The 23,565-nt window shown below is 70.9% G+C and carries 24 protein-coding genes and 2 pseudogenes (1 of these 26 cut by a window edge); 5 read left to right on the forward strand and 21 right to left on the reverse strand.

What is annotated here, in order from left to right; genetic code table 11:
- From E6G06_18390 to E6G06_18450, 13 genes and pseudogenes are all read right to left on the reverse strand, one after another.
- Nucleotides 1–550 (reverse strand): annotated as a pseudogene (locus E6G06_18390) (hypothetical protein) (it extends 201 nt beyond the left edge of the window).
- Nucleotides 495–1,613 (reverse strand): hypothetical protein, encoded by a 1,119-nt coding sequence (locus E6G06_18395; GenBank protein ID TML87511.1) that lies wholly within the window; start codon nt 1,611–1,613, stop codon nt 495–497. The pseudogene E6G06_18390 and the gene E6G06_18395 overlap by 56 nt, the downstream one beginning before the upstream one ends.
- Nucleotides 1,613–1,861, reverse strand: coding sequence for a 4Fe-4S dicluster domain-containing protein (locus E6G06_18400; protein ID TML87512.1), 249 nt, complete (start codon nt 1,859–1,861; stop codon nt 1,613–1,615). Before E6G06_18400 ends, E6G06_18395 begins: the two co-directional genes overlap by 1 nt.
- Nucleotides 1,858–2,433, reverse strand: coding sequence for a hypothetical protein (locus E6G06_18405; protein ID TML87513.1), 576 nt, complete (start codon nt 2,431–2,433; stop codon nt 1,858–1,860). The genes E6G06_18400 and E6G06_18405 overlap by 4 nt, the downstream gene beginning before the upstream one ends.
- Complete coding sequence (locus E6G06_18410) at nt 2,423–3,067, reverse strand: TetR/AcrR family transcriptional regulator (protein TML87514.1); 645 nt, start codon at nt 3,065–3,067, stop codon at nt 2,423–2,425. The genes E6G06_18405 and E6G06_18410 overlap by 11 nt, the downstream gene beginning before the upstream one ends.
- Before the next feature lie 2 nt (nt 3,068–3,069).
- Nucleotides 3,070–4,335, reverse strand: a complete 1,266-nt coding sequence (locus E6G06_18415) for a long-chain fatty acid--CoA ligase (GenBank protein ID TML87515.1) — start codon at nt 4,333–4,335, stop codon at nt 3,070–3,072.
- A 172-nt stretch (nt 4,336–4,507) separates the two neighbouring features.
- Nucleotides 4,508–5,413, reverse strand: coding sequence for a sugar phosphate isomerase/epimerase (locus tag E6G06_18420; protein ID TML87516.1), 906 nt, complete (start codon nt 5,411–5,413; stop codon nt 4,508–4,510).
- Nucleotides 5,283–6,029 carry an ABC transporter ATP-binding protein gene (locus tag E6G06_18425; GenBank protein ID TML87517.1) on the reverse strand — a complete coding sequence of 249 codons (747 nt, stop codon included), beginning with the start codon at nt 6,027–6,029 and terminating at the stop codon, nt 5,283–5,285. The genes E6G06_18420 and E6G06_18425 overlap by 131 nt, the downstream gene beginning before the upstream one ends.
- Nucleotides 6,026–6,805: an ABC transporter ATP-binding protein gene (locus E6G06_18430; protein TML87518.1), complete on the reverse strand. Its 780-nt coding sequence runs from the start codon at nt 6,803–6,805 to the stop codon at nt 6,026–6,028. The genes E6G06_18425 and E6G06_18430 overlap by 4 nt, the downstream gene beginning before the upstream one ends.
- Nucleotides 6,802–8,751 carry an ABC transporter permease gene (locus E6G06_18435; protein TML87519.1) on the reverse strand — a complete coding sequence of 650 codons (1,950 nt, stop codon included), beginning with the start codon at nt 8,749–8,751 and terminating at the stop codon, nt 6,802–6,804. The genes E6G06_18430 and E6G06_18435 overlap by 4 nt, the downstream gene beginning before the upstream one ends.
- 42 nt (nt 8,752–8,793) lie before the next feature.
- Nucleotides 8,794–10,152, reverse strand: coding sequence for a hypothetical protein (locus E6G06_18440; protein ID TML87520.1), 1,359 nt, complete (start codon nt 10,150–10,152; stop codon nt 8,794–8,796).
- A gap of 67 nt (nt 10,153–10,219) precedes the next feature.
- Nucleotides 10,220–11,347, reverse strand: coding sequence for an acyl-CoA dehydrogenase (locus E6G06_18445; protein TML87521.1), 1,128 nt, complete (start codon nt 11,345–11,347; stop codon nt 10,220–10,222).
- Nucleotides 11,348–11,350: 3 nt separating this feature from the next.
- Nucleotides 11,351–12,103 carry a TetR/AcrR family transcriptional regulator gene (locus tag E6G06_18450; protein ID TML87522.1) on the reverse strand — a complete coding sequence of 251 codons (753 nt, stop codon included), beginning with the start codon at nt 12,101–12,103 and terminating at the stop codon, nt 11,351–11,353.
- Nucleotides 12,104–12,127: 24 nt separating this feature from the next.
- Here E6G06_18450 and E6G06_18455 point away from each other — a divergent pair.
- Nucleotides 12,128–13,583, forward strand: a pseudogene (locus E6G06_18455) (acyl--CoA ligase).
- A gap of 9 nt (nt 13,584–13,592) precedes the next feature.
- Entirely contained in the window at nt 13,593–14,480 is an 888-nt protein-coding gene (locus E6G06_18460; GenBank protein ID TML87523.1) for an SDR family NAD(P)-dependent oxidoreductase, read from the forward strand.
- Nucleotides 14,481–14,484: 4 nt separating this feature from the next.
- On the opposite strand, the gene E6G06_18465 is transcribed toward E6G06_18460, so the two are convergent.
- The 3 genes from E6G06_18465 to E6G06_18475 are packed head-to-tail and all read right to left on the reverse strand — an operon-like array spanning nt 14,485 to nt 16,156.
- Nucleotides 14,485–15,054: a nitroreductase gene (locus tag E6G06_18465; GenBank protein TML87524.1), complete on the reverse strand. Its 570-nt coding sequence runs from the start codon at nt 15,052–15,054 to the stop codon at nt 14,485–14,487.
- Entirely contained in the window at nt 15,038–15,685 is a 648-nt protein-coding gene (locus E6G06_18470) for a hypothetical protein (GenBank protein ID TML87525.1), read from the reverse strand. Before E6G06_18470 ends, E6G06_18465 begins: the two co-directional genes overlap by 17 nt.
- 3 nt (nt 15,686–15,688) lie before the next feature.
- The gene (locus E6G06_18475) at nt 15,689–16,156 is read right to left on the reverse strand and encodes a hypothetical protein (GenBank protein ID TML87526.1); all 468 of its coding nucleotides are present in this window, start codon (nt 16,154–16,156) and stop codon (nt 15,689–15,691) included.
- 26 nt (nt 16,157–16,182) lie between these two features.
- Here E6G06_18475 and E6G06_18480 point away from each other — a divergent pair, with 26 nt between their 5' ends.
- Nucleotides 16,183–16,566, forward strand: coding sequence for a cupin domain-containing protein (locus E6G06_18480; GenBank protein TML87527.1), 384 nt, complete (start codon nt 16,183–16,185; stop codon nt 16,564–16,566).
- 8 nt (nt 16,567–16,574) lie between these two features.
- Here the strand turns inward: E6G06_18480 and E6G06_18485 are convergent, their stop codons facing one another.
- The 4 genes from E6G06_18485 to ettA all read right to left on the reverse strand — a co-directional run bounded on the left by E6G06_18485 (nt 16,575) and on the right by ettA (nt 21,235).
- Nucleotides 16,575–17,282, reverse strand: coding sequence for a hypothetical protein (locus E6G06_18485; protein TML87528.1), 708 nt, complete (start codon nt 17,280–17,282; stop codon nt 16,575–16,577).
- Between the two features lie 40 nt (nt 17,283–17,322).
- Entirely contained in the window at nt 17,323–18,585 is a 1,263-nt protein-coding gene (locus E6G06_18490; protein TML87570.1) for a phenylacetate--CoA ligase, read from the reverse strand.
- 84 nt (nt 18,586–18,669) lie between these two features.
- Nucleotides 18,670–19,092: a lytic transglycosylase domain-containing protein gene (locus tag E6G06_18495; GenBank protein ID TML87571.1), complete on the reverse strand. Its 423-nt coding sequence runs from the start codon at nt 19,090–19,092 to the stop codon at nt 18,670–18,672.
- A gap of 463 nt (nt 19,093–19,555) precedes the next feature.
- Nucleotides 19,556–21,235 (reverse strand): energy-dependent translational throttle protein EttA, encoded by a 1,680-nt coding sequence (gene ettA / locus E6G06_18500; protein TML87529.1) that lies wholly within the window; start codon nt 21,233–21,235, stop codon nt 19,556–19,558.
- Nucleotides 21,236–21,309: 74 nt separating this feature from the next.
- On the opposite strand from ettA, the gene E6G06_18505 reads away from it, so the two are divergent.
- Both E6G06_18505 and E6G06_18510 read left to right on the forward strand, forming a co-directional pair.
- Nucleotides 21,310–21,657: a nuclear transport factor 2 family protein gene (locus E6G06_18505; protein ID TML87530.1), complete on the forward strand. Its 348-nt coding sequence runs from the start codon at nt 21,310–21,312 to the stop codon at nt 21,655–21,657.
- 23 nt (nt 21,658–21,680) lie between these two features.
- A complete protein-coding gene (locus E6G06_18510; protein ID TML87531.1) occupies nt 21,681–22,571 on the forward strand; it encodes a DUF4097 domain-containing protein in 891 nt (296 codons plus the stop codon).
- A 36-nt stretch (nt 22,572–22,607) separates the two neighbouring features.
- On the opposite strand, the gene E6G06_18515 is transcribed toward E6G06_18510, so the two are convergent.
- Entirely contained in the window at nt 22,608–23,543 is a 936-nt protein-coding gene (locus E6G06_18515) for an amidohydrolase (protein TML87532.1), read from the reverse strand.
- Between the last annotated feature and the right edge of the window lie 22 nt (nt 23,544–23,565).

Below are 23,565 nucleotides of genomic sequence, written 5' to 3' on the forward strand. Positions count from 1 at the left end.
CGCCCTGCAACTGCGCGAGCAGGTTGCCGATCAGGATGGGGTAGCCGTGGTAATCGGCGTCGCGACCGTCGAGCGAGGTCTTGGTGCGCTGCCCGATGACGCTCGTCGCCGTCATGTGACCGCCGGTCTCGCCGAACACTCCGTTGTTCAGGAGGACGCAGGTGATCGCCTCGCCGCGCGCCGCGGTGTGGATGACCTCCTGCAGACCCTCGTTGACCATGTCGCCGTCGCCCTGGAGGGTGAAGACGCAGCGGTCGGGGAGCATGCGTTTCACGCCCGTCGCCACCGATGGAGCGCGACCGTGCAGGGCCTGCACGAGGTCGACGTCGATCGTGCTCGAGAAGCTCGTGTAGCAGCCGATCCCGGGCACCGCGATCGTGCGGTCGGCGACGCCCAGCTCCTGGATCGTCTCCAGCAGGATCCGCAACGCGAGCGGCTCACCGCACCCGGGGCACAGATGGTGCTCCTGAGTGAGCAGCAGGTCGGGCTTGAAGTCACCGACCTTGCGCGACGGCGCGGACGGTGCCGCATCGGTGGGGATGAACGTCATGCCCGAGCTCCTTCCGGGAAAGATGACAGCGCCGCCTCGATCCGGCCACGTCGCCGACGCCGAAGCCGGAGCCGTCGGTGGAGATCCCTCCGATGAACTGCACCGGAGCACGGCCGAGCACACCGAGGCGCACGTCGTCGACCATCTGGCCGCTGTTCAGCTCGAACACCATGACCCCGCGGACGCCCTCGGACGCGGCGGCTACGGCCTCGTAGGGGAACGGCCAGAGGGTGACGGGTCGTACGTAGCCGATGGGCACGCCCTCGTCGCGCAGCTGGCGGACGACGTAACGGACGAACTTGGCCGCGGTGCCGAAGGCGATCACGACGACTTCCGCGCCATCGAGGAAGCCCGTCTCGACCCGCACCTCCGCCGCCGCGATCGCCTCCTGCTTGGGCACCATCGCCTGAAAGTGCGCCTCGATGCCCGGGCCCAGGTTGCCGTGCTTGCCGATGCCCAGCGACGACACGCTGCGGCTGCGTCCCGAGCCGCCGAGCGAGCCGTCGACGGCCCAGTCCTTCGCCGGCACCGGGCCGAAGTCGACCGGGGACACGTCGACCGCCTCGGACGTGTGCGCGAGCAGGTAGTCGCCGTAGACCAGCACCGGGTTGCGCCACCTGTCCGCGAGGTGGAACGCCAGCTGCGTGTGCTCCACCGCCTCGGCGATGTCCATCGGCGCCAGCACGATGTGGCGGTAGTCGCCGTGGCCTCCGCCCCGCGTGGACTGGAAGTAGTCGCCCTGCCCGCGCGCCATGTTGAAGACGACGAGCGGCAGCTCGGCGAGCGTCATCTCCGCGAACGACTCCTGCATGAGCGACAGCCCCTGGCCGGTGGAGCCGGTGGCGGCCCGGGCGCCCGTGGCCAGCGCCCCCCACGTCATCCCCACCGCCTCGAGCTCGCTCTCGGCGTTGACGCACACGCCCCCGACGTCGGGGAGCTTCTTGGCGAAGTGCTCGAGCAACTCGGTGAACGGCGTCATCGGGTAGCCGGCGAAGAACCGGCAGCCGCAGGCGATGGCAGCCTCGGCCATGGCCTCGGAGCCCTCCATGAGCCGGCGCGCCATCAGCCCACCTCCAGCTCGATGGGCGGCTCGAACTTGAAGACCTCGAAGCAGAAGTCGGGGCAGACCTGCAGGCAGGCGAGGCAGCCCGTGCACCCGGCGACGAGCCGTGGATAGCGGAACCCGAGCTCGTTGACCTGGGCCGGGTCGGACATGACGAGCACGTCCGGCGGACAGGCGGCGATGCAGAGCTCGCAGCCCTTGCACGTGCCGGTGTCGATCGTGACGGTCCCGCGCGTGAGCACCTTCATGCCGGCACCACCTCCCACGCCGGCGCAGCCAGCTTCTCGGTCGAGTCCCACCCGGCACGGATGGCGCGCTCGTTGCTCTCGATGTGTTGCCGGCGGTAGGGCGGGATCGACTCGCGCATGCCGTCGAGCGCGCCGTCGAGCGTGACCAGTCCCGTGATCGCCGCGTAGGCGCCCACCATCACCATCGACGCCCCCATCGAGTTGCCGAGATCGGCGGCGATGTCGGTGACGGGCACGTCGAACACCTGATGGGCTTCGCGGTCCACCGCTCCCTCGAACAACGAGCTGTTGACGAGGACCACGGCTCGCGGTCGCAGCTTCGCGACCATCGGTTCCCAGAACTTGTGGTGCATGACGATCGCGGACCAGGCGTGTGAGATCAGCGGTGGTGCCTGGATGTCGGCGTCGGCGACCACGATCGTGGAGTCGGAGTTGCCGCCGCGCATCATGCCCGAGTACACGCCGAAGAGCATGACCTGACGGCCCTCGACGGCAGCGGCCCGCGCGAGCACCTGCGCGGCCAGCTGCACACCCTGGCCGCCGATGCCGGTGAGCAGCACCTCACGTTCCATGGCTCAACCCCCTGATCGCGAACTCGACCGTGTGCTCCACGTCGCGGCGGGCCGGGCGCTCACCCTGGAGCACGAACGCGTGCATGCGGCCCATGGCCAACTGGTAGACAGCCTCGGTGTCGCGCGCGGGGTCCGCGGTCGGCACCGCGGCCAGCGCGGCGCGCAGCGGCGCCTTCAGCCGTTCGTCGGAGCGCTGCACCTCGTCGCGGAACTGGTCGCGCAGTCGCAGGCTGTTCACCACGAACGGCCGGGTGGACGACGCAGCCTGCGCGTCCACCGCCTGGGCCAGGATGCCCTCGACCCATCGGCGGACCTGGCCGAGCGGCGTGTCGGCCTTGGCCATGACGTGCCCGAGGTAGTCGACGAGCTGCTGCAGGCCGTCGTCGAGCACGGCCACGAGCAGCTCGTCCTTGCTCGCGAAGTGGCGGTAGAAGGCCTGGTTGGAGAGCCCCGCCTCGCGCACGATCTCGCTCACGCGCGGGCTGACGCTGCCGGTGCGGCGCATCACCGAGAACGCGGCGTCGAGCAGCCGGCGCACCTCGTCGGTGTAGGTCTCGTACCGGTCGTTCAGCGCCCGCATGGCCCGGCCGCTCGAGCGCTGCTCGTCGGGATGGGTGGGAACGGCGTTCTGCACTCTCAGAATGGTATTCCGGATCGGATGCGCTCCACAAGCAGCGCCCGTTGCACCTGGCCGGTCGCCGAGGTGCGGGGGAGCCTCGCCGCCAGCTCGAGCCGCCGGGGGTGCTTGTGCCGGGCCAGGCGCCCCTCGCAGTGGGCCCGCACGCCGGCCAGGTCGACGGTTGCGTCCATCGCCGGGACCACGACCGCGCACACGACCTCACCCCACTCGGGGTCGGGGATTCCGACCACGGCCACCTCGGCCACCGCCGGGTGCCCGGCGATCACCGCCTCGACCTCGACCGGCGCCACCGTCTCGCCGCCGGTGCGAATCACGTCGCGCAGGCGTCCGACGATCGAGAGGTAGCCCTCGTCGTCGAGCGAGCCGACGTCGCCGGTGTGATACCAGCCGTCGACGAGCGCGGCGGCGGTGCTCTCCTCGTCCTCGAAGTAGCCGCTCATGAGGAAGTCGCTGCGCAGGCACACCTCACCAATGCGCCGGCCTCCCGGGCCGGCGGCCCCCATGCGCCGGCCTCCCGCGCCGTCGTCGACGTCGTCACCCAACCGCAGGTCGACCCCCGCGCACGGCAGTCCCACCGAGCCGGGCTTGCGCGCGAGGTCGTGGTCGGCGAGCGTGGTCGCCGGCCCCGCCTCGGTCGAGCCGTACATGATGCGCGTCACCGTGCCGGGCAGGGCGCGGCGGATCGACGCGATGAGCTCGGGCGGGGTCGCCGACGTGCCGGTGTCGCACTCCGCCAACGACGAAAGGTCGTGCCCGCGCCGGTCGCTCGAGAGCACGCGGTGCCACACCGCGGGGATGAGGTAGATGCGGCGGGCCCGCCGGCGCGCGGCTGTCGCGAGCAGCGACTCGGCGTCGGCCAGCAGCCGAGGCCGATCGACCACGACGCCATGTGGAACAGCGGGAACATGCAGACCGTCGCGCCTCGCCCACCGGGCAGGTACCCGCGGAACGACCGGAGGAAGTTGGCCCGGTGCGAGAGCACCACGCCCTTGGGCGCGCCCGTGCTCCCGCTGGTGAAGAAGATGACGTGCGGGTCGTTCTCGCCGAGGGCGGACTCGACGACGTCTGTCGTCGCGTCGATCGACGGGTCCGGCTCGAGCAACGCGTCGCCCGGCGGCAGCACCAGGTGCGGCCGGGCCTTGGCGAGCACCGGTGCCCGTTCCTCGTCGGAGAGGTGCGGGTTGAGCGGCACGAAGACCGCGCCCAGCTTCGCCAGCGCGGCGAAGAGCGGCACCGCGTCGAGAGTGGTCTCGCCCCACCATGCGACCCGATGACCGTGCTCGACGCCGCGGGCGCGCAGTCCGCGGGCGATCGTGTTGGCCCTCGCGTCCACCTCCGCGAACGTGAGCACGTCGTTGCCGAGCGACGCCGCGGGCCGCGCGGGCGTCGCCGCGCCCGCCCGCCGGAACACGTCGCCGATCAACAGGCCCATCGTCACGCGCCGAGGCGAGCGAGCAGCAGCTCGACCGCGTGTACCGCGCGCGGCACGGCCTCCTCGTACCCCTCGGCCTCGATGCGGGGACCGATGAGCTCGAGGTCGAACGCCCCGGCGTACCCCGCGGCCAGCAACGAGCCCAGGATGCGATCGAACGGGATGTCGCCGTCGCCCGGCACCGCGCGGTCGGGCGTGGAGAGGGTGCCGATGACGTAGTCGCTCAGCTGCACGAGGCGGATGCGGTCGATGCCCGCGGCGATGGTGTCGGCCAGCGCCCGCTCGCCCCAGCAGGCGTTGATCTCCATGCAGACGCCGATGTCGAGCGTGCGGGCCAGGTCGATCGCGTCGCGCAGGCTGTGGACGAACCCCACGTCGGCGCGCAGCGAGTTGGTGTGCTCGAGCGCGAGCGGGACGTCGAGCTCCGCCGCCCGCGGGACGAGCGGCACGAGCGTTCGCGCCAGGGCGTCGGCGGCCTCTTCCCATGTGCGGGGGGCGGCCCGTCCTGTCGTGAACACGAGGCAGTCGGCGTCCAGCTCAGAGGCGACATCGACGCTCGCCGCCAAGCCGGAGGTGCCGGTGCCGATGACGTTCCCGATGTGGACACCGGAGTCGAGGAGCAGGCGCAGCCCACGCTCGACGCCGTACGCGTTGAGCTTCGCCATGGAGACGCCGACGTTCGTCACGCCGGCCGCGGCCCAGAACTCGATGTCGCGGTCGAGGTCCCACGTGTAGGTGCTGATCGCGCTCACCGAGATGCGCGGGTGCACGCTCCGGTCAGACCGCCTCGCCGTGAGCGGCGGGTAGCAGGCGCTCGCCGAGCTCCTCCCGCAACTCGGCGGCCGCACCCCGCAGCACGACCTCGCCCTTCGTGAGCACGACCACCTCGTCGGCCAGGTCGAGCGCATGGCGCACGTGCTGCTCGACGAGGAGCAGCGAGGTGCCGGCGTCGCGGATGGTGCGCAAGACCCGATAGACCTCCTCGACCACGATCGGCGCCAGGCCCAGTGAGAGCTCGTCGCAGATGAGGAGCTTCGGTGGGCTCACGAGGACCCGTGCCAGCGCGAGCATCCGCTGCTCGCCACCCGAGAGCGTTCCCGCCAGCTGACGCCGTCGGCCCGCAAGCCGGGGGAACAGCTCGTAGGCCCGCTCCAGCGCCGCCGGCACCCCCGCGCGCCCGACCTCGCGACGGAAGCTCAGGGCCAGGTTCTCCTCCACGCTGAGCGTCGCGAAAACCGATCGTCCCTCGGGCGCGTGCATGATCCCGAGCCGGGCCAACCGGAAGGCCCGTTGGCCGGTGATGTCGTCGCCTCCGAAGAGCAGTCGGCCGGATGTGGGCTTCAGCAATCCGGAGCAGACGCGCGCGATGGTGGTCTTGCCGGCACCGTTCGACCCGAGCAGGGCAACCGCCTTGCCGGCGGGCACCTCGAGCGAGACACCGAAGATGGCGCGGAACGGCCCGTACGAGGCGCTCACGTCGCGCAGCTCGAACAGCGCCGCGTCCGAGGACTCGGGTGCGCTCATACCAGCTCGCCCAGATACGCCCGCCGGACCGCGGCGTCGCCCATGACCTCGTCGGTCGGGCCGCTCGCGATGAGCGTGCCGAAGTCGAGCACGTAGAGGCGAGTGGCGAAGCGCTGGACCATCTCGACGTCGTGCTCCACGAGGAGGACCGCCGTGCCCCGCTCCTGTTGCACCGTTTGCAGCGTGTCGACCAGGTCCATGGTCTCGCGCTGGTCGAGCCCGGACGACGGCTCGTCGAGCAGGAGCAGGAGGGGCTCGGTCATCAGGGCACGGCCGATCTCGACGAGGCGGCCGCGCCCCAGGCTGAGCGACTCGACGGGCCTGTCCGCCACGTCGTCGAGGCGCAAGAGGTCGAGCGTGCGCTGCGCACGCTCTCGCTCGTCGGCATTGGGCCGCCCGAGGTTCAACAGGTCCTTCACCAGGCCGCCGTTCCCACGCCGGGCGCGCTCGGCCACGAGCAGGTGGTCGCGGACGCTCATGCCGCCGAAGAGCTCGATGCGCTGGAACGTCCGCCCGAAGCCCAGCCGGGCCCGCCGGTAGACCGGGAGGCGGGTGATGTCGCGCTGGTCGAACACGACCCGGCCCGCGTCGGGTCGGAGGATGCCGAGGAGGCAGTTGAAGAACGTCGTCTTGCCCGCGCCGTTCGGGCCGATGAGGCCGACCGCCTCACCCGGCGCCACGTCGAGGGTGACGCTGTCGAGGGCGGTGATGCCCGAGAAGCGTTTGGTCACCTCGCAGGCGTCGAGCAGAGAGGCGCGGCTGCCGGGGGCGGTCATCGCGAGACCGGCTCGGGATGGGTTTGGACGACGTCGCCGCCGTCGTCGGTGATGTCCACCGTGCTCTGCTTCTTCCGGCGACGCTCGACGAGGCCCTGCACGAACTGGAGAGACCTGCGGGTCTGCGCCTCGATGATGCCCTCCGGGTGCTGGGCGTAGGTGAGCGCGCCGAGGCCGAAGAAGATGTACTCGTAGCCGCCCGAGAGGCCGAGCAACTTCAAGAGCTGCGGGAAGAGCACGAGGCCCAGGCCCGCGTTCACCGCCCCCTGGACCGAGCGGGCTCCTAGCGTCACCACGAGAACCACCCAGAACAGGCCGAAGAACGACGTGAAGTTGGCGTTGTAGTTCGCTTGGCCGGTCTGCGTGGCGAGCAGGCCGCCCCCCAGCCCGGCGATGCCCGCCGACAGCGAGAAAGCGGTGATGCGCGCCCGGGTCGGGTTGATGCCGACGGCGGTGGCGGCCACCTCGCTCCCGCGGAGCGCGTCGAGATAGCGACCCGTCGTGCCCCGGCGCACGAGGATCACGACCCCGGCGGCCAGCGCGAGCACACCCAGGCACAGGAGGAAGAACGCCTTCTCGTTGGCGAAGTCGATCGAGCCGAGGAGCGGGCGAGGGACCTTGAGCGGGAGGTCGCCCCCGCTGACCCAGTGGAGGGGAACGAGCACGCTCTCGAACATCAGTGCAAAGGCCAGCGTCGCAAGCGAGAGATAGATGCCGCCGAGGCGCAGCGCGGGAACCGCGAGCATCGCACCGACCACGGCGGCGAGCACGGTGCCCGCCACGATCGTGACGAGCACCGGGGCGTCGTACCGGTTGACGAGTTGCGCGGTGGTGAACGCGCCGATGGCGGCGAACGAGGCCTGGCACAGCGAGACCTGCCCCGCCATTCCAGTGATGACGGTGAACGAGAGGAAGATCGTCGCGAACACCAGGCCCTGCGCGATGACGACGAAGGCGACGCCGAGCGACCACGTGAGCACCGTGAACACATGGGTGCGCTCGGTCGCGGCGGGCGCGGGGGGCGGCGGGTCGACGCCCGCCAACGGGTCCGTGGCCTCGCGCCGGTGGCGAAGGCTGGGCAGGAACACCAGGAGGAGGAACAGGGCGACGAAGGGCAGTGAGGGGCGCAGGCCTCGCGCCACGATGCTGTCGGGCGGCAGGTAGCCGGTGAGGAGGCCTTGGACCACGCCGAGGGGCAGGCCGCCCAGGAGCGTCATCGGGATGCTCGTGAGGCGCCCGAACGCGGCGGCCGCCACTGCCGCGACGATGAGCGTGGTGAAGTTGTTGGCGGCGACCTGCGCGAACAGCGGGGCGAGCAGCACGCCGGCGAGGCCCGCGAACAGGCTCGACAGCATCCACGAGAACGTGCTCACGCGGTCGGCGTTGATCCCGGCCAGCTCGGTCATGCGCGGGCTCTCGACGACCGCGCGCATCTGCAGGCCGATCGCCGACCATCGGAACAGCGCCACCAACCCCAGGACTGCGACCACGGTGAAGACCAGCGTGGCCATCTGGTTGGCGTCGAGGGCGTACTGGCCGAACCGGTAGAAGGCGTCGGGATGCGGCCAGATGCTCGGGGGACCGAACGCGGAGCTGCTGCCGAACCAGAGCTGCACGATCGACGGGCCCGCGACCAGCAACCCGAGCGACGTCACCAGCCGGGCGATCTCCGGCGCGGTCCGCAGGTAGCGGTACAGGAAGCGGTCGAGGACGAAGCCGACGAGGGGACCGAGGATGACGACCGCGAGCACGAACGCGGGAACGAGGGCCCACCCGTGGCGGACACGCGCGTCGTAGTAAACCGCTGCGGAGAAGAACGCCTGCGCCGCGAACGCCAAGTTGAAGACACCCGACGTCTTGTAGGTCAGGACGAGACCGACCGCGATCAGCGAGAAGATGCACCCGAAGGGGATGCCCCGGATGACGTAGCCGATCAGATCGCTCAAACGAGCGCTCCCGCGATGCGGTCGCGTCCCGCGCTCACCGCACTACGCCTTGTTCGTGGGCGCGTCGGGCACGGTCGGCGCGCGACTGGCGTCCGGGAAGCAGATGAACGGCTTGCCCGGCTGGTTGAAGACGGGCACGAACTTCTTGTTCTTGATCTGCGTCATCGCCGAACAGTCCTCGGGGGTCTTGTACTGGTCGAGGTGCGGGTCGCCGTGCTGCTTGGTCCAGTCGAGCCCGGGGAGGATGCCGTCCGCGTTGTAGTCGGTGAGCTTGTTCAGCGCGTCGACGATCTTCTGGCGGGTGAAGTTCTTTCCCGCGGCCTTCAGACCGGTGACGAACATGTCGGCGTCGATCCATCCGACGTAGGAGATCTCGACCTCCTTCTTGCCCGTCTTCTTCATCCACTTGTCGAAGAGCTTGAGCCCGGGCGGCTGCGGGGTGGTCTCGAACGGCGCGAAGCGGGTGCGGACGTACGCACCCTCGAAGAGGTCACCGTACGACGCCATGAAGTCGTGGTCATAGGCGTTCGGCAGGTACTGGACCACGTCGAGGCCCTGCTTCTTCATCTCCCGGGTGACGCCCAGCACGCCGTTCTGGTCCATGCAGGTGGTGACCATGTCGACACCCGCGTCCTTCATCTTCTTGACGTCGGTGCTGAAGTCGGTGGCGCTGCTGAAGGGCAGCGTCCGGTCGTCCCACGCGATGGTTGCGACGGGGTACTTGTCGAACGACGCCTTGATCCCCTTGGCGCAGTCGGACGACTGCTCGACGCTGTACGCGAGCACGCCGAGCTTCTTCTTCCCGATCTTCTTGGCCAGCCACGGCAGGCCGACGCCGGGGCAGTCGAAGCACAATGCGCCCTCCTGCTCGAAGAAGTTGGGCGGCCCGGTCCACTCCTTGTTCACGTTCCAGCCGAAGGTGGGGATGTTGGCTTTCGCCAGCACGTCGGACGCGGTGAAGAGCAGCTCGGCGATCGGCAGCGCGACGAAGGGGTTGTCCTGCGCGAGCAGCCCCTCGGCTTCCGACTTCCCGTTCGCGAGCTGGTCATCGCGCCTGGCGACGAGCTTCAGCTTGCGCCCGTAGATGCCACCCGCGGAGTTGACCATCTCGAAGTAGGCGTCGACGCCGTCGTAGATCGCGCCGTAGTTCTGGTTCAGGGGGTTGTTGATGGACGCGATGCCCCCGACCCGGATCTCGGTGTCGGTCACGCCCGGCTCGTTCACCGCCACGGTGCCCCCTCCCGCGGTGGTCGTCGTCTTCGCCGCTTTGGACGACTTGGAGTTGCCGCACGCAGCGGCGATCACTCCCAGGACGACGAGGACTGCGATCACTCGAAAACGCATTCGAGACCCCCAGTGAGCCGAAGTGAGACGAGCCGGAGCACCCTCGTTCCCTAACATGAACGTCAGGTTATGTCGCCGGCCGCCGGCGCGTCTTGTCGGAGCCGGTGCCGGGCCCGGTCCCGCCTCACAACCCGATGAGCTCGGCGACCCGCAGGCGGTGGCGCCCGGCCGTGCCGAGGAGCGCGTCGCCCGCCTTGGCCCGCTTCACGTAGAGGTGCATGTCGTGCTCCCACGTGAAGCCGATGCCACCGAGCACCTGGATCCCCTCCTGGGCGACGAGGCGCTGGCAGTCGCCGGCGGCGGCCTTGGCCATCGAGGTGGCGAGGGCACGGCGGTCGTCGTCCTCTGCGATCGTCAGCGCCGCGAAGTAGCACGTCGCCCGCGCCCGCTCGAGGGTCACCAGCAGGTCGGCGAACTTGTGCTTGATCGCCTGGAACGAACCGATCGGCACCCCGAACTGCTCGCGCGCCTTGGCGTGGGCGAGGGCGAGATCGAAGATCGACTGGCACGTGCCGACGGTCTCCAGCGCGAGCGCGGTCGTGGCCTCGTGGAGCGCACGCTCGAGTGCGCTCCCGTTGTCGCCGGCTCGGTTGTCGCCCGGCGCGCTCAGCGCGCGGTCGCCACCGAGGGTCACGCCCTCGAGCTCGACGGACGCGTAGTGCCGGCTGGCGTCGAGCGTGGGCGTGGCGCGGGTTCGGACCGCGGTTGCGGGGACCACGAAGAGGCCAACGCCGCCGTCGACCCGGGCCGCGACGGCCAGCTCGTCGGCGGTGTCACCGTCGAGCACGTGGTGCTCGGTTCCCTCGAGGCGCCAGCCGTCCCCGGCCGCTCGGGCCACCACGCCGAGGTCGGCGGCCGCCGCGCTGCCGGTGCCGCCCGACGCGGCCAGGGCGCCGGTGATGCGACCGTTCGCGACGGCGCCCAGGAAGCGGGCTCGTTGCTCCGGCGTGCCCGCGTTGCGTACGACGGGCACGAACTGCGTGGCGGTCGCGAGGAAGGGGCCGGGGGCGATCACACGCCCGAGCTCCTCCACGACGACCCCCAGCTCGACGAACCCGAGCCCGACGCCTCCGTGGTCGGCGGGCACCGTGAGCCCGGGCCAGCCGAGCGCGACCATGTGTTGCCAGAGCGCGTCAGCGGGTTCGTCGCGCTCGACGGCGGCCCGCACCACGCTGATCGGGCACTCGCGGGCCAGGAACGTGCGCACGGTCGCGCGCAACGCCTGCTGCTCCTCTGTGAACTCCAGCTCCACCCGTCAGTCGCGGCCCGACGAGCGCCGCCGGCTCGTGCCCCCGCTCCCGGCCATTGACGGCTGGCGCGTGCCGCCGAAGAGACCTACATGGATGATCGACGCGGTCGTGTCGAGCATCTCGTCGCGGTCGATCCCGAGCTGCCGGGAGAGCAGGTAGTAGTTCAGGCGCTCGATCATGGCCACCACCGCCAGCGCGGCCACCTGAGGGTGGAGCCCGTCCGCCCCGGTGGACTCGCCCGTGCGCGCGGCCAGCGTGCGGGTGAATGCGTCGAGCACGTTGGCGCCGATGCGCCCGAACTCGCTGCCGTCGGTCTCGGATTCTGTCCAGGCCCGGATCACCGGTCCGTAGTGCTGGTAGACGTCGGTGAACCGTCCGAGCCACTGCCGCAGCTCGCGGTACCCGTCGTCATCGGCGGTGATGGGCGCGAGGGACTCCAGGAGCCCGGTCATCTCCTCGGCCACGTCGGCGGTGAGCGTGCGGAACAGGTCCTCCTTGTTGGCGAAGTACAGGTAGAAGGTTCCGTGCGACGTCTTGGCCACCTTGACGATGTCGTCGACGCGTGCCGCGTGGTAACCCCGCTTCTCGAAGACGGTCATCGCCGCATCACGCAGCTTCCGCATCGTCTTCTTGCCCTGGGCGCGCAGCTCGCGCTCCTGGGCGGGTGTCCCGGCCCGTGCGGTGGCCGCACTCCGGCTCCGCGGGCCGCCCGGTCGGCCCTGGAGGCCACCAGCAGAGGAAGCTGACGGCGGCGTCATCGCGCTCAGGCTAGCTTCCCGCCCGTGCTGGGCGAGTTGATCGGCGAGGCGGCCCGCCGCTTCGGCGGGTCGCCGGCGTTCGTCGCCGCCGAGGGCTGGGTGGTGTCCTACGACGACCTCGATCGCCTCAGCGACGAGGTCGCGGCCGGCCTGCGCCGGCGCGGTGTCGCGGCGGACGACGTCGTGGCGCTGGTGTTGCCTGCGATCCCCGAGTACGTGGTGGCCTACCTCGCGGCCGCCAAGGTCGGCGCGATCACCGCGGGTGTCAACGCCCGGTTGTCGCCTCCCGAGCGGGCCGGCGTGCTCGACGTGGCCGCCCCGCGCCTCGTGCTGGCCACGGCGGAGCTCGCGCCGGTGGGGCCGGCGGCGGCGGGCGACGTCGTCGAGGTGAGCCCGGCGGTACGCGCCGCCCGACGACCCCGAACGGCCCGTCGCGATCATCTTCACCTCGGGCACCACGGGCGCGCCCCGGGGGGCGTGGTTCTGCAACCGTCAGCTGGCGGCCGTGACCGCCATCGACGTCGGCGACCGCTGGGGACCCGGTGGGGCCCGGGCGCTCGCGGGCACGTCCTTCGCCCACCTCGGGCCGATGACGAAGCTCGCGGGCAACCTCCGCCAGGGTGGCGCCACGTTCCTCACCCGGCGGTGGCGAGCCGACGAGGCGCTCCGCCTCACGGCCGAGCACCACATGACCGGCATCGGCGGCATCCCCACCCAGCTGGCCCTGATGCTGCGTGTCCCCGACTTCGAGCGCTACGACCTCTCGTCGGTGCGGGCGATCGTGATCGGCGGGGGACCGGCCACACCGGCACTGGTGCGTGAGGCGCGCGCCCGCTTCGGGGTGCCGCTCGCGGTGCGCTACTCGTGCACCGAGGCCGCGATCGGCGTCGGAACGGCCCTCACCGACCCCGACGAGGACGCGGAGGTGAGTGTGGGCCGACCACTGGCGGGCGTGACGCTGTCGGTGCTCGACGACGACGATCGACCCGTGCCGCGCGGGGAGGTCGGCGCGGTGTGCCTTCGGTCGCCTGCGGTGATGAGCGGCTACTGGCGTGACCCGGACGCCACCGCGGCCGCGTTCACGCGCGACGGCGCGGTGCGCACCGGCGACCTCGGTTGGGTCGACGAGCAGGGTCGACTGCGGCTCACCGGGCGCAGCAAGGAGATGTACGTGCGCGGCGGCTACAACGTCTATCCGATGGAGGTGGAGGCGGTGCTTGCCGAGCACCCGCGCGTCGCCGCGGTCGCAGTGGTGCCAATCCCCGACGCGGTGATGGGGGAGGTAGGTGTGGCGGTCGTCGTGGCGCATGCGGGCGGCCCGCGACCGGTGCTCGAGGAGCTGCGCGCGTTCGCGTCGGGCCGCCTGGCCGCCCACAAGCTGCCCGAGGCGCTGCGCGTGGTCGATGCCCTGCCACTGACCGCCATGGAGAAGCTCGACCGCCGCGCGCTCCGTGCGCAGGTGGCGGAGGCGCCCAACTAAGGTCGGTGCATGCTGCTTTCTGGACGGGTCGCGGTCGTGACGGGCGCGGGGCGGGGCATCGGGCGGGAGTTCGCGCTCTGTCTCGCGAGGGAGGGCGCGAAGGTCGTCGTCAACGACGTCGGCGCCGGCCTCGACGGTGAAGGCGTCGACGACAGCCCCGCGGCGCAGGTGTGCAAGGAGATCGCGAGCTTCGGCGGCGAGGCCGTTCCCGCGTACGACTCGGTCAGCGACTTCGAGGGCGCCGGGCGAATCATCGGCACCGCCGTCGACGCGTTCGGCCAGATCGACATCCTCGTCAACAACGCGGGCATCATCCGCGACCGCTCGCTGCTCAAGATGACCGAGGAGGACTACGACGCGGTGGTGGCCGTCCACCAGAAGGGCAGCTTCAACTGCGCGCGTCATGCCGCTCCGCTGATGAAGGGGGCCGGGTACGGGCGCATCATCAACATCACGTCGTCCGCCGGGCTGCGCGGCAACTTCGGCCAGACCAACTACGGGTCGGCCAAGGCCGCGCTCATGGGCATGACGTTCATCTGGGCCGTGGAGCTCGGCAAGTACGGCATCACGGTCAACGCGATGGCGCCGTCGGGCTACACGCGCATGACGGAGGGCCTCTACCGCGGGGCCGAGCCGCCGCCCGACCAGGACCCCGCGCTCAACGCGCCGCTCGTGGCCTTCCTGGCGTCGGAGCAGGCGGGCTACGTCAACGGGCAGGTGCTCGGCCGCACGGGCTTCGGCTACACGATCTTCCAGACCCCGCGTCAGATCGCGATCATGGCGAAGGAGGGCGGCTGGACGCCCGCGGAGGTGGCCGAGCACTTCCACGAGGTGCTGGGCCAGCACCTCCAGCCCGTCGGCATGCCCGCCCACCCCCTCCTCGGCAAGAAGGACTGACGCCTCACCAGCGGCTGCCGTAGCGATCGCGATGGGCGTGGTCGGACACCGGCTCGCGGCGTGGTGGTCCGAGGGCGTGGGCCGGATAGCCGATGGGCACGACCGCAAGGGGACGCACGTGCTCGGGCAACGACAGCAGCTCGCCGAGCTCGAGGGCGAACGCGGTCGGCAGCGTCGTGAGGGCGGCGCCCAGCCCGACGGCGTTCGCGGCCAGCAGCAGGTTCTGCACGGCCGGGAAGATCGACGCGGGAATGGTGGTCTCGTGCGTGCGGCGCGCGTCGACGCACACCACGACGAGCACCGGTGCCGCGCTCACCTCGCCTTCGGCGCCTCGGTCGACGTCGGCGAGGAGCTGCGGGCTCAGTCGGGACTCGGCGTATGCCCGCCCCCCACCGCGCCACGCCTGTCGTGTGAGCTCGCCGATGCGCGCGCGCACGCCCGCGTCCCGCACCACGACGAACTCCCACGGCTGGCGGTTCTCGGCGACCAGATCATCGGCGACGCCGTCGGGCCGGAAGGTGCGGCAGGCACGCTGTCGCCGCACGACCTCGAAGAACTCAGGCAAGGCGGGCACCGAGGCGGCGGAAGCTGTTGACGTACATGATCCGCAGCGCGTCGTGGAATGCCCACGCGTCGAACGCCGGTGTGCCGAAGCCGCCCCCCAGGCGCTCGATCACCCTCGGGGTCATGGCCCGAAACGCGCCTTCGGGATCGTCGGTGTCGATCTCGTAGAGATGCATGAACCGGGGATCGCCGCCGGTGACGTTCTCGTAGGGCGTGATCATCGTGTACCCGGGGTTGCCGGTCTCGGCGATGTGACGGATGTGGACGAAGTCGGCCCAGTCGCGCAGCGCCTGCGCCTCCTCGGGTCGCCGCGGGCTGATGAGCACGAGCGACAGCCCGATGGTGGGACGCCCGCTCAGGCAGCCCTGGGCCGGACGCGGGTAACGGCGGAAGTGGTGACTCGTCGTCTCGGCGGCGGCATCGGGCGCCCGGAACGTGTCGTCCACCTCGTACAGGCCGAGCAGGGAGAACTCGTCGAGCTCGCGGGGGAGGTCGGTACGGTCGGGGACGACGTTCTCCCACCACGTCGCACGCTGCACGCCCGCCTGCGCCAGCAACCGGGGGACGCGCTGTTCCTCGTACGCCTCCGGCGCCTGGGTCGTCATCTCCAGATAGAGACCCGGCGTGTTGCGGTCCTCCACCGGTCAGAGGGCGACGTCGACGACGACGCCGAGGTCGCGCTCGAGATGCGCGACCTCGTTGTCGTTCTCGAGCACGTGCCTGCCCTGCACGTTCACCAGGTCGACGTGGGGCCCGAGCGGGAACGGGCCCTCGTGCCACGTGCGCAGCCCGAGGTTGATGCCGAGCGACCCGTCGCAGACGAAGGCGCGGAGCGTGTCGAGGTGATCCGCGGACGAGAAGTCGACCTCCGGCGGCGCCACGATGATCACGGTGGGCTTGGCGTCGAGCGCGACGAGCGCCTGGGTGGCGTTGTGGTGGCGGTTCAGCACCGACGCCCGGATGGGCTTGCGGTCGTAGCTGATGATGTCGAGGTGGAACTCCTCGTCCGCACGCAGCTCGATGCGGACGTCGTCGAGGCCGATGACCTGTCCGAAGGGCCGGAACGCCTGTGCGGTGAGGGGCTCCGCGTGCACTGTGAGGCTCCTGGTCACGCGGCCGAATCTATAGAGTCTCGATCATGGACGTGCGATCGATCGAACAGGTGGCGCCGGTCGTCGAGCACAACGGCACGGTGCCGGTGTGGTGGTTGGTCGAGCCCCGCGAGATGAGAGACATCACCGAGGGCGGGTTCCTCGAGCTCGTCAGCGAGTTCGAGGTGCAGGGCGGCGGCGAGGTCGACCCTCACAGTCACCCGACCCACGAGTTCTATTACGTCACATCGGGTCGCGGCTGGATGGTGATCGACGGCGAGGAGCGCCAGATCAGCCAGGGCGACCTGGTGCACATCCCGCCCGACGCGGTGCACAGCATCCGGCCCGTCAGCGACCACGCTTCGATCCGCTGCTTCTGCTTCGCGGTCGGCGTGAAGGACTCGGGCCCGGTCGACTACACGACCCACTGACGCGGCTCTCACTGACGGCGTGCCGGGTCGGCCGGCACCAGCCGCGGGCCCGGCCGTCCGCACGGGCAGGGTTCGTCCGCGATCGAGCCGGCGAACCCGGCGTGCAGGCGGACGCACGGAGTCAGGCGCGCGGCTCGGTTGGTGACCACCACCTCGCCGTCGGCGACGTCGACCTCCCACCGCTCGCCGTCGAGGTGGAGCCCCGAGCGCCGCGCGCACTCGAGCGCGCTGGTCGGGCCGACCTTGGCCCACCGCCGCGGTGCGAGCCCGGCATCGACCAACGCCCGCCACGCCACCTCGTCGGCCGTGGCGACGGCAGGTACCCCGGCGAAGACGTCGCCCGGCTCGCGACCGTGCTCGTGCAGCCAGGCGATCACCGCTGCGTTCACGCCCACGACCGCGCGCGGCCGGAGCTGGTTGACGAGGTACTCGGTGCGGGTCGCGTCCATCGCAGTGGCGTCGGCGGCTGAGTACTTCGCGTCGAGGACGCCCGCGGCCTTCTCCAAGGGGACGGCGTGGATCGCCTCCGAGAGCAACGCCACGATCACCACGAAATCCCCGCTTCCCACCCCGAGCGACGCCAGGTGCGCGACGGCGGCTTCCGCCTCGTCGTCGATGTCTCTCTGGCTCACCGGCCATGGCGTCACCGATCCGTCGACGACCAGCCGGCCCACGCCCCACACCGCGGGCGCCGGCTCGCTACCGAACAGAGTCATGGGCGCTGCGCTCCTCGCTTCGCTGCGCTGCAGTGCTCGCTCACTCCTTCACGACACGCGGGATCTTGTGCGGCGGGCCCTGCCGCAGCAGCGCGTCGTACGTGACGAGCTCGACCTCCGGCGCGACGCCGACGGCCGCGGCGACCGCGTCGGCAACCTGATCCGCCACCGCGGCGCGCGCACCCTCGCCGGTCCAACCGACGCGCAGCCGCAGACGGTCGAGGTTTCGCGCCGGGCGGATCACCTGGAACAACCCGGCCTTCGTCGTGGGCACCGACTCGATCGGCGCGAACAGCTCGGCGGGGAGCACGGAGCGCCCGTCGACGACGACCTCGTCGCCCTTCCGACCCAGCGGCCACACCCGCCCGTGCGTGCGACCGCACGCGCACGGGGCGCGCGTCATCCGGACCAGGTCGTCGGACCGGTAGCGCACGAGGGGCGCGACCTTGTCGATGAGCGTCGTCGACACCAGCTCGCCCGGCTCTCCGTCGGGTACGGCATCGGTGCCGTCGGGGTCGAGCACCTCGACGAAAGCGGTGTCCTCCCAGAAGTGGCAGCCGTCGTGCCCGCGGCACTCAGTGGCCGCGCCCACATCGCCCACCGCGGTCTGTACGAAGAGCTCGAGACCCCAGCCGTCGACCACCTGTCGGGCCCGCCGGCCGAGGGGCTCGCCCGCGCAGACCACGCCCCGGTAGGAGGCGAAGGCCTCGGCGGGATCGAGCCCGGTCTCGGCCGCGTGGCTCTCGATGGCCAGGATCAGCGGGCCGGACAGCGTGTACCACCCCGTCGGCCGCAGCTCGCGGCTGAAGCGCACGAGCTGGGCGACGTCGCCCGGGTGGTGGTCGAGGAAGATCGGCGTGGCGCCGATGCCCCGAATGGTGTCGTGGATCCCGGGCCCGCGAAAGGTGAACAGCATGTGGGTGAAGTAGTCACCCGGCCGGCTGCCGATCTCCCAGAACTCGCGGGTGAGCATGCTCGGCCCTCGTCCCGCGTACGGCGCGGGCGTGGGCTCGCCCGTCGTCCCGGAGGTCGAGAACACGGCGCTGAAGACACCGGGCGTGTCGAGCTCGACGCACAACAGCCCGCCGTAGGGATCGCTGTGTTCCTTGCGGAACCGACGGATCGCGTTCTTGTCGATGAACGGCGCGCGGGCGCGGAACTCGGCGAACGTCGTGATCTCGTCGGGCGTGACGCCCGCCGCGTCCCACGTGTCGCGGATGAGCCTCGACCGGTCGTATGCCCAGGGGAGCAGGTCGCCGAAGAGCTTCTCCGCCTGCAGCGCGTCGAGCTCGGCGCGCGGCATCGTCTCGATCTCGGGAGCGAAGTAGCGACGAGCGGCGTCCACGCGCGCGTCACGCTAGCGATACGCGCTCGCCCCCAGCACTGCTCAGGCCCAGCAGCTGCTGCTCGTGGTCCAGGGCTGCCAGCCGCGCGCGTGGTACATCTCGTACGCGCGCGCCACGTTGGCCACCGGGTCGACGGAGCCACCCAGGATCTGGAACAGGCCAACGGCGCCGCTGCTGTTTCGGGCGTTGGGGTTGCCGCGCGACTCGCACCACACGATGCGCTCGGCCACACCGGCGTCCCACGGGTAGCGCCGTACGATCGCCTTCCAGTCGACCGGCCCCGACGACGGAGGCGCCGGACGGGCCGCACGCGCGGCACGCGCCTCGCGCTCCGCGCGTGCGGCGTCCGCCGCCTTGCGGGCCTGCTCGGCGTCGATCGTCAAGGCCACCGCTTGGGCCTGCTGCACCTCGGTCTGCTGCTCGCGCTGGACGCGGGTGACCACCTGGAGCTGCTCGACGAGCATGCGCTGCCCGGCCAGGCCCGACGGCGGATCGTTGGATGCCGCAGACGCAGCCAGTGAAGCTGACGGCTCCGTCAGTGATGTGAGGCCCAGGCCGGTGGCCAGGGCGAATGAGCTGATGGCAACAAGGCGACGCCACATGAGGGCGAGACCTCCTCAAGTCCGATTTCGGCCCGCGCCAGGCGCGCTGCCAGGCGCGACAAAGCGGCCCGGGCCGGGGATGGGCTGCCGGAGGTACTGCGAGTCGACCCGAAGCCGACCCGCCCTCGATAGGAAACAGCAGCAAACGCCAGCGCCAGGCCCCTACAGCCGGCGGACGCTCGGAGCGACCTTACCCTTGCTTGCTGAAGTTACACAACCGTATGGGAGTGACGTCCGTCACACGCGTGCTGCAGGGGGACGCTTCCTGTCGCGCGCAACCGCCGTGACGGTGGGTGAGCGCGACAGGAAGCGCGGGGAGCGGAGGTCAGGTGCGGACGAGGGGCTTGTAGCGGATGCGATGGGGCTGCTCGGCGTCCGCACCGAGGCGCTTGCGGCGGTCGGCCTCGTAGTCGGTGAAGTTCCCCTCGAACCAGCGCACCTGCGAGTCACCCTCGAAGGCCAGCACATGGGTGGCGATGCGGTCGAGGAACCAGCGGTCGTGGCTGATGACCACGGCGCAGCCGGCGAAGGCGAGCAGTGCGTCCTCGAGCGCGCGCAGGGTGTCGACGTCGAGGTCGTTGGTCGGCTCGTCGAGGAGCAGCACGTTGCCGCCCGACTTCAGCACCTTGGCCAGGTGCACACGGTTGCGCTCGCCCCCGGAGAGGTCGCCGACCCGCTTCTGCTGATCGGAGCCCTTGAAGTTGAAGCCGGAGACGTAGGCGCGGCCGTGGATCTCGCGACCGCCGACGACGAGATGGTCGACCCCGCCCGTGATCTCCTCGTAGACGGTGCTCGACGGATCGAGCGTGTCGCGCGACTGGTCGACGTAGGCCAGCTCGACGGTGGGCCCGACGCGCAACGTGCCGTCGTCGGGCGTCTCCTGTGCGGTGATCATGCGGAAGAGCGTCGTCTTGCCCGCACCGTTGGGGCCGATGACGCCCACGATGCCGCCCGGGGGGAGCGCGAACGACAGCGCGTCGATCAGCAGGCGGTCGCCGTAGCCCTTGACGAGGTCGGTGGCCTCGACGACCACGTCGCCGAGCCGTGCTCCGGCAGGGATCGCGATCTCGAGCTTGTCCCCGCGATCGGGAGCGCTCCGCGCCTCGCTGAGCAACGACTCGTAGGCGTTGACGCGCGCCTTGCCCTTCGCCTGGCGGGCGCGCGGCGAGAGGTGGATCCACTCGAGCTCGCGCTGGAGCGTGCGCTGCCGGGCCGACTGCTGCTTCTCCTCGAGCGCGAGGCGCGCGTGCTTCTGCTCAAGCCACGACGAGTAGTTGCCCTCCCAGGGAATGCCGGCGCCGCGGTCGAGCTCGAGGATCCAACCTGCGACGTTGTCGAGGAAGTAGCGGTCGTGGGTGACGGCGACGACCGTGCCCGGGTAGTCGTGCAGGAAGCGCTCGAGCCAGGCGACCGACTCCGCGTCGAGATGGTTGGTCGGCTCGTCGAGCAGCAACAGATCGGGACGTCCGAGGAGCAGCCGGCAGAGCGCCACTCGCCTGCGTTCTCCACCCGACAGCCGGGCGACGTCGGCGTCTCCGGCGGGGAGACGCAGCGCGTCCATGGCGATCTCGAGCGTGCGATCGAGGTCCCACGCCCCGGCGGCATCGATGCGGTCCTGCAACTCGGCCTGCTCGGCGAGGAGCTTGTCGAAGTCGGCGTCGGCGGCGCCCATCGCCTCGCAGACCTGCTCGTAACGGTCGAGCAGCGACCGGACCTCGGCCACCCCTTCGGTGACGTTGCCGAGTACGTCCTTGGCGGGGTCGAGCGCAGGTTCCTGGGGGAGGAAGCCCACGCTGAAGCCGGGCGTGAGACGGGCCTCGCCGGTGAAGCCGTCGTCCTCTCCGGCCATGATGCGCAGGAGTGACGACTTGCCTGCGCCGTTGGCACCGAGGACACCGATCTTGGCGCCCGGGAACATCGAGATGTTGATGCCTTTGAGCACCTCGCGATCGGGCGGGTGGAAGCGCCGCAGGTCGCGCATGGTGAAGATGAACTGCGCGGGCATGCGACGACGTTAGTGCCGCGGCGGCGGGTTCGGGACGCGACCGCGGGAAGCCGCTCACGACTACTGTCGCCGCCGTGGAAGTCGTCGAGCGGTTCCTCTCGTGCATGACGCGCCACGACTGGCACGGCCTCGGCGCCTGCGTCGCCGACGACGTGGTGCGCGTCGGGCCCTACGGCGACACCTACCGCGGCCGCGACGACTACGTGGCGTTCGTCTCCGGCCTGCTGCCGACGCTCGCGGGTTACGAGATGAAGGTCCAACGCGTGCTCTACACCGCGGACGAGCGGGTAGGCACCGCGGAGCTGAGCGAGACCGTCGAACTCGACGGGCGGGTGCTGGTCACACCCGAGTCACTGGTGTTCGACATCGACGACAGCGGGCGCATCGTCCACCTCGCGGTCTACATCCAGCGACAGCCCTGAGCGCGCTCGCCGTACGCCGCGTCGTGATCGCCCTCGTCGTCGTGGGGGCGCTCGCCACGACCTACGGGATCCTCTCAGCCCGTCGCCACGTCGACCGCGCGCGCGTGACGGGCCGTGTCGCACAGGTGGTGATCGACTCGGGGATCGGCGATGTCACGGTGCTCGGCTCCAACCGCACCGACGTGGTCGTGACCCATCGGTACCACTACGTGTTCGGCCGTCCGTCGTTGGGCCGCCGGCTCGCCAACGCGAAGCTGCAGCTCTCGTCGCGCTGCCCCCGTCTCGACGTCGCGTGCACGGTCAGCACGCGAATCCTGGTGCCGGAGGGCACGCAGCTGGTCGTGCGGGTCAAGGCCGGCGGGGTCGATGTCCGCAGGCTCTACGGGCCGATCGACGTGCGCACGCACGGCGGAAGCATCGTGATCACCGATTCGACCGGGCCCGTGACGGCCCGCTCCGGCACCGGGCTGGTGAAGCTGAAGCACGTGCGCGGCACTGCGACCCTTCGCACCGACAAGGGCGACGTCGTCCTCGACGACGTGCTGGCCCGGTCGCGGATCACGGTGCAGGAGGGCGACATCAGGGGTACGTGCCTGGCCGGCGGCGAGTTGGACGGATTCGTGGAATCGGGGATCGTGACCGTCTCGTTCACGGGGACGCCCGCTCGGGTTCGGGTGCGCACGCGCGTCGGGGGCGTCGCCCTGCATGTGCCGTCGGGGGCCTACACGATCCACGCCGTCGCCGACCAGGGACGGGCGCGCGTCACGGGGGTCAGGCGCGACCCGGCGGCGCTGGGGCGGCTCGACGTCCGCGCCGGCGCCGGCGACGTGGTGATCGGAGGCGGGACGCCGACCTCGGCGCGGGAGGTCAGCCGGCTGCGGTGTGGTAGCCGGGCGGGCCGACCTCGTGGTTGAGGGTTCGCGGACGCGGCGGACGCTCGCGGCGTCGCGTCACCGCTCGAAGCCGTAGAGGGAGGCGGCGGTCCCACCGACGATGGCGGCCTGCTCGGACGGCGCGACGTCCGCGAAGATGCGCGCGATCGTCTCGCGGGTGTGCGGCCACGTGCCCTCGGGGTGCGGGTAGTCCGACGCCCACAGCAGTGGCTCCACGCCGGTGAAGTGGCGGTTGTGCACGCCCGAGGCGTCATTGCCGAACGTGACGTGGCCCTGCCGGCGCACGTAGTCGCTCGGCTTGGCGGCCAGCTTCGGCTTCACCCACGAGGCGTGCTCCTCGAACGCCTCGTCCATGCGCTCGAGCACCCACGCCAGCCACCCGGCGCCGCACTCGACCATCACGACGTGCAACTGGGGGAAGCGCTCGAGCACGCCCGAGGCGGCCAGGTATGCGAGGTTGCGTTGCGCGCCCAGCCCCACCTCGACGTAGTTGATCACCGCCCCGCCCGGCCCCCTCTCCGTCCACGGGCTGGCGCCGGTGCCGACGTGGAACGACACCGGGAAGCCATGGTCCTGCGCGGCTGCCCAGATCGGGTCGTAGACGTCGAGGTTGTACGGGCGGTCGGGCGGCGGATGCATCGGCAACATCACCGAGCGCAGCCCGAGCCCCGCGACGCGCTCGATCTCGTCGACTGCTGTCGCGACCTCGTGCACCGGGATCATCGCTGCGCCTGCGAAGCGCTTCGATGCGGACGCGAACGTCTCTGCCAGCCAGTCGTTGTACGCGCGCGCACACGCCCAACGCAGCTCGGGATCGGGAATGAGGAAGCCGAACAGCGCGATGGTCGGATACAGCACCTCACCCCACACGCCGTCCTCATCGAGGTCGCCGACGCGCAGATCGGGATCGAAGCCGCCGGCGCGGAAGTGACCCGCGCCGTCCGCGTCGCCGCTCTCGTCGTCCGACGGCGACCCCATCTTCTTGGGCGCCATGCCCTCGACGAGGAACACCCAG

Source organism: Actinomycetota bacterium (genome assembly GCA_005888325.1).
In the GTDB taxonomy this organism is placed as follows: domain Bacteria; phylum Actinomycetota; class Acidimicrobiia; order Acidimicrobiales; family AC-14; genus AC-14.

What these genes read in the sequence shown, in the direction of transcription:
- ettA (TML87529.1), bottom strand. Translation starts at nt 21,235, where the DNA reads ATGCCCGCGCAGTTCATCTTCACCATGCGCGACCTGCGGCGCTTCCAC.
- E6G06_18460 (TML87523.1), top strand. Translation starts at nt 13,593, where the DNA reads ATGCTGCTTTCTGGACGGGTCGCGGTCGTGACGGGCGCGGGGCGGGGC.
- E6G06_18485 (TML87528.1), bottom strand. Translation starts at nt 17,282, where the DNA reads ATGACTCTGTTCGGTAGCGAGCCGGCGCCCGCGGTGTGGGGCGTGGGC.
- E6G06_18405 (TML87513.1), bottom strand. Translation starts at nt 2,433, where the DNA reads ATGGAACGTGAGGTGCTGCTCACCGGCATCGGCGGCCAGGGTGTGCAG.
- E6G06_18425 (TML87517.1), bottom strand. Translation starts at nt 6,029, where the DNA reads ATGAGCGCACCCGAGTCCTCGGACGCGGCGCTGTTCGAGCTGCGCGAC.
- E6G06_18495 (TML87571.1), bottom strand. Translation starts at nt 19,092, where the DNA reads ATGCTCGTCGAGCAGCTCCAGGTGGTCACCCGCGTCCAGCGCGAGCAG.
- E6G06_18400 (TML87512.1), bottom strand. Translation starts at nt 1,861, where the DNA reads ATGAAGGTGCTCACGCGCGGGACCGTCACGATCGACACCGGCACGTGC.
- E6G06_18450 (TML87522.1), bottom strand. Translation starts at nt 12,103, where the DNA reads ATGACGCCGCCGTCAGCTTCCTCTGCTGGTGGCCTCCAGGGCCGACCG.
- E6G06_18440 (TML87520.1), bottom strand. Translation starts at nt 10,152, where the DNA reads ATGTTAGGGAACGAGGGTGCTCCGGCTCGTCTCACTTCGGCTCACTGG.
- E6G06_18515 (TML87532.1), bottom strand. Translation starts at nt 23,543, where the DNA reads ATGGCGCCCAAGAAGATGGGGTCGCCGTCGGACGACGAGAGCGGCGAC.
- E6G06_18480 (TML87527.1), top strand. Translation starts at nt 16,183, where the DNA reads ATGGACGTGCGATCGATCGAACAGGTGGCGCCGGTCGTCGAGCACAAC.
- E6G06_18415 (TML87515.1), bottom strand. Translation starts at nt 4,335, where the DNA reads ATGGTGGGGCGAGACCACTCTCGACGCGGTGCCGCTCTTCGCCGCGCT.
- E6G06_18430 (TML87518.1), bottom strand. Translation starts at nt 6,805, where the DNA reads ATGACCGCCCCCGGCAGCCGCGCCTCTCTGCTCGACGCCTGCGAGGTG.
- E6G06_18420 (TML87516.1), bottom strand. Translation starts at nt 5,413, where the DNA reads ATGCGCTCGACCTGGCCGACGAGGTGGTCGTGCTCACGAAGGGCGAGG.
- E6G06_18490 (TML87570.1), bottom strand. Translation starts at nt 18,585, where the DNA reads ATGCCGCGCGCCGAGCTCGACGCGCTGCAGGCGGAGAAGCTCTTCGGC.
- E6G06_18395 (TML87511.1), bottom strand. Translation starts at nt 1,613, where the DNA reads ATGGCGCGCCGGCTCATGGAGGGCTCCGAGGCCATGGCCGAGGCTGCC.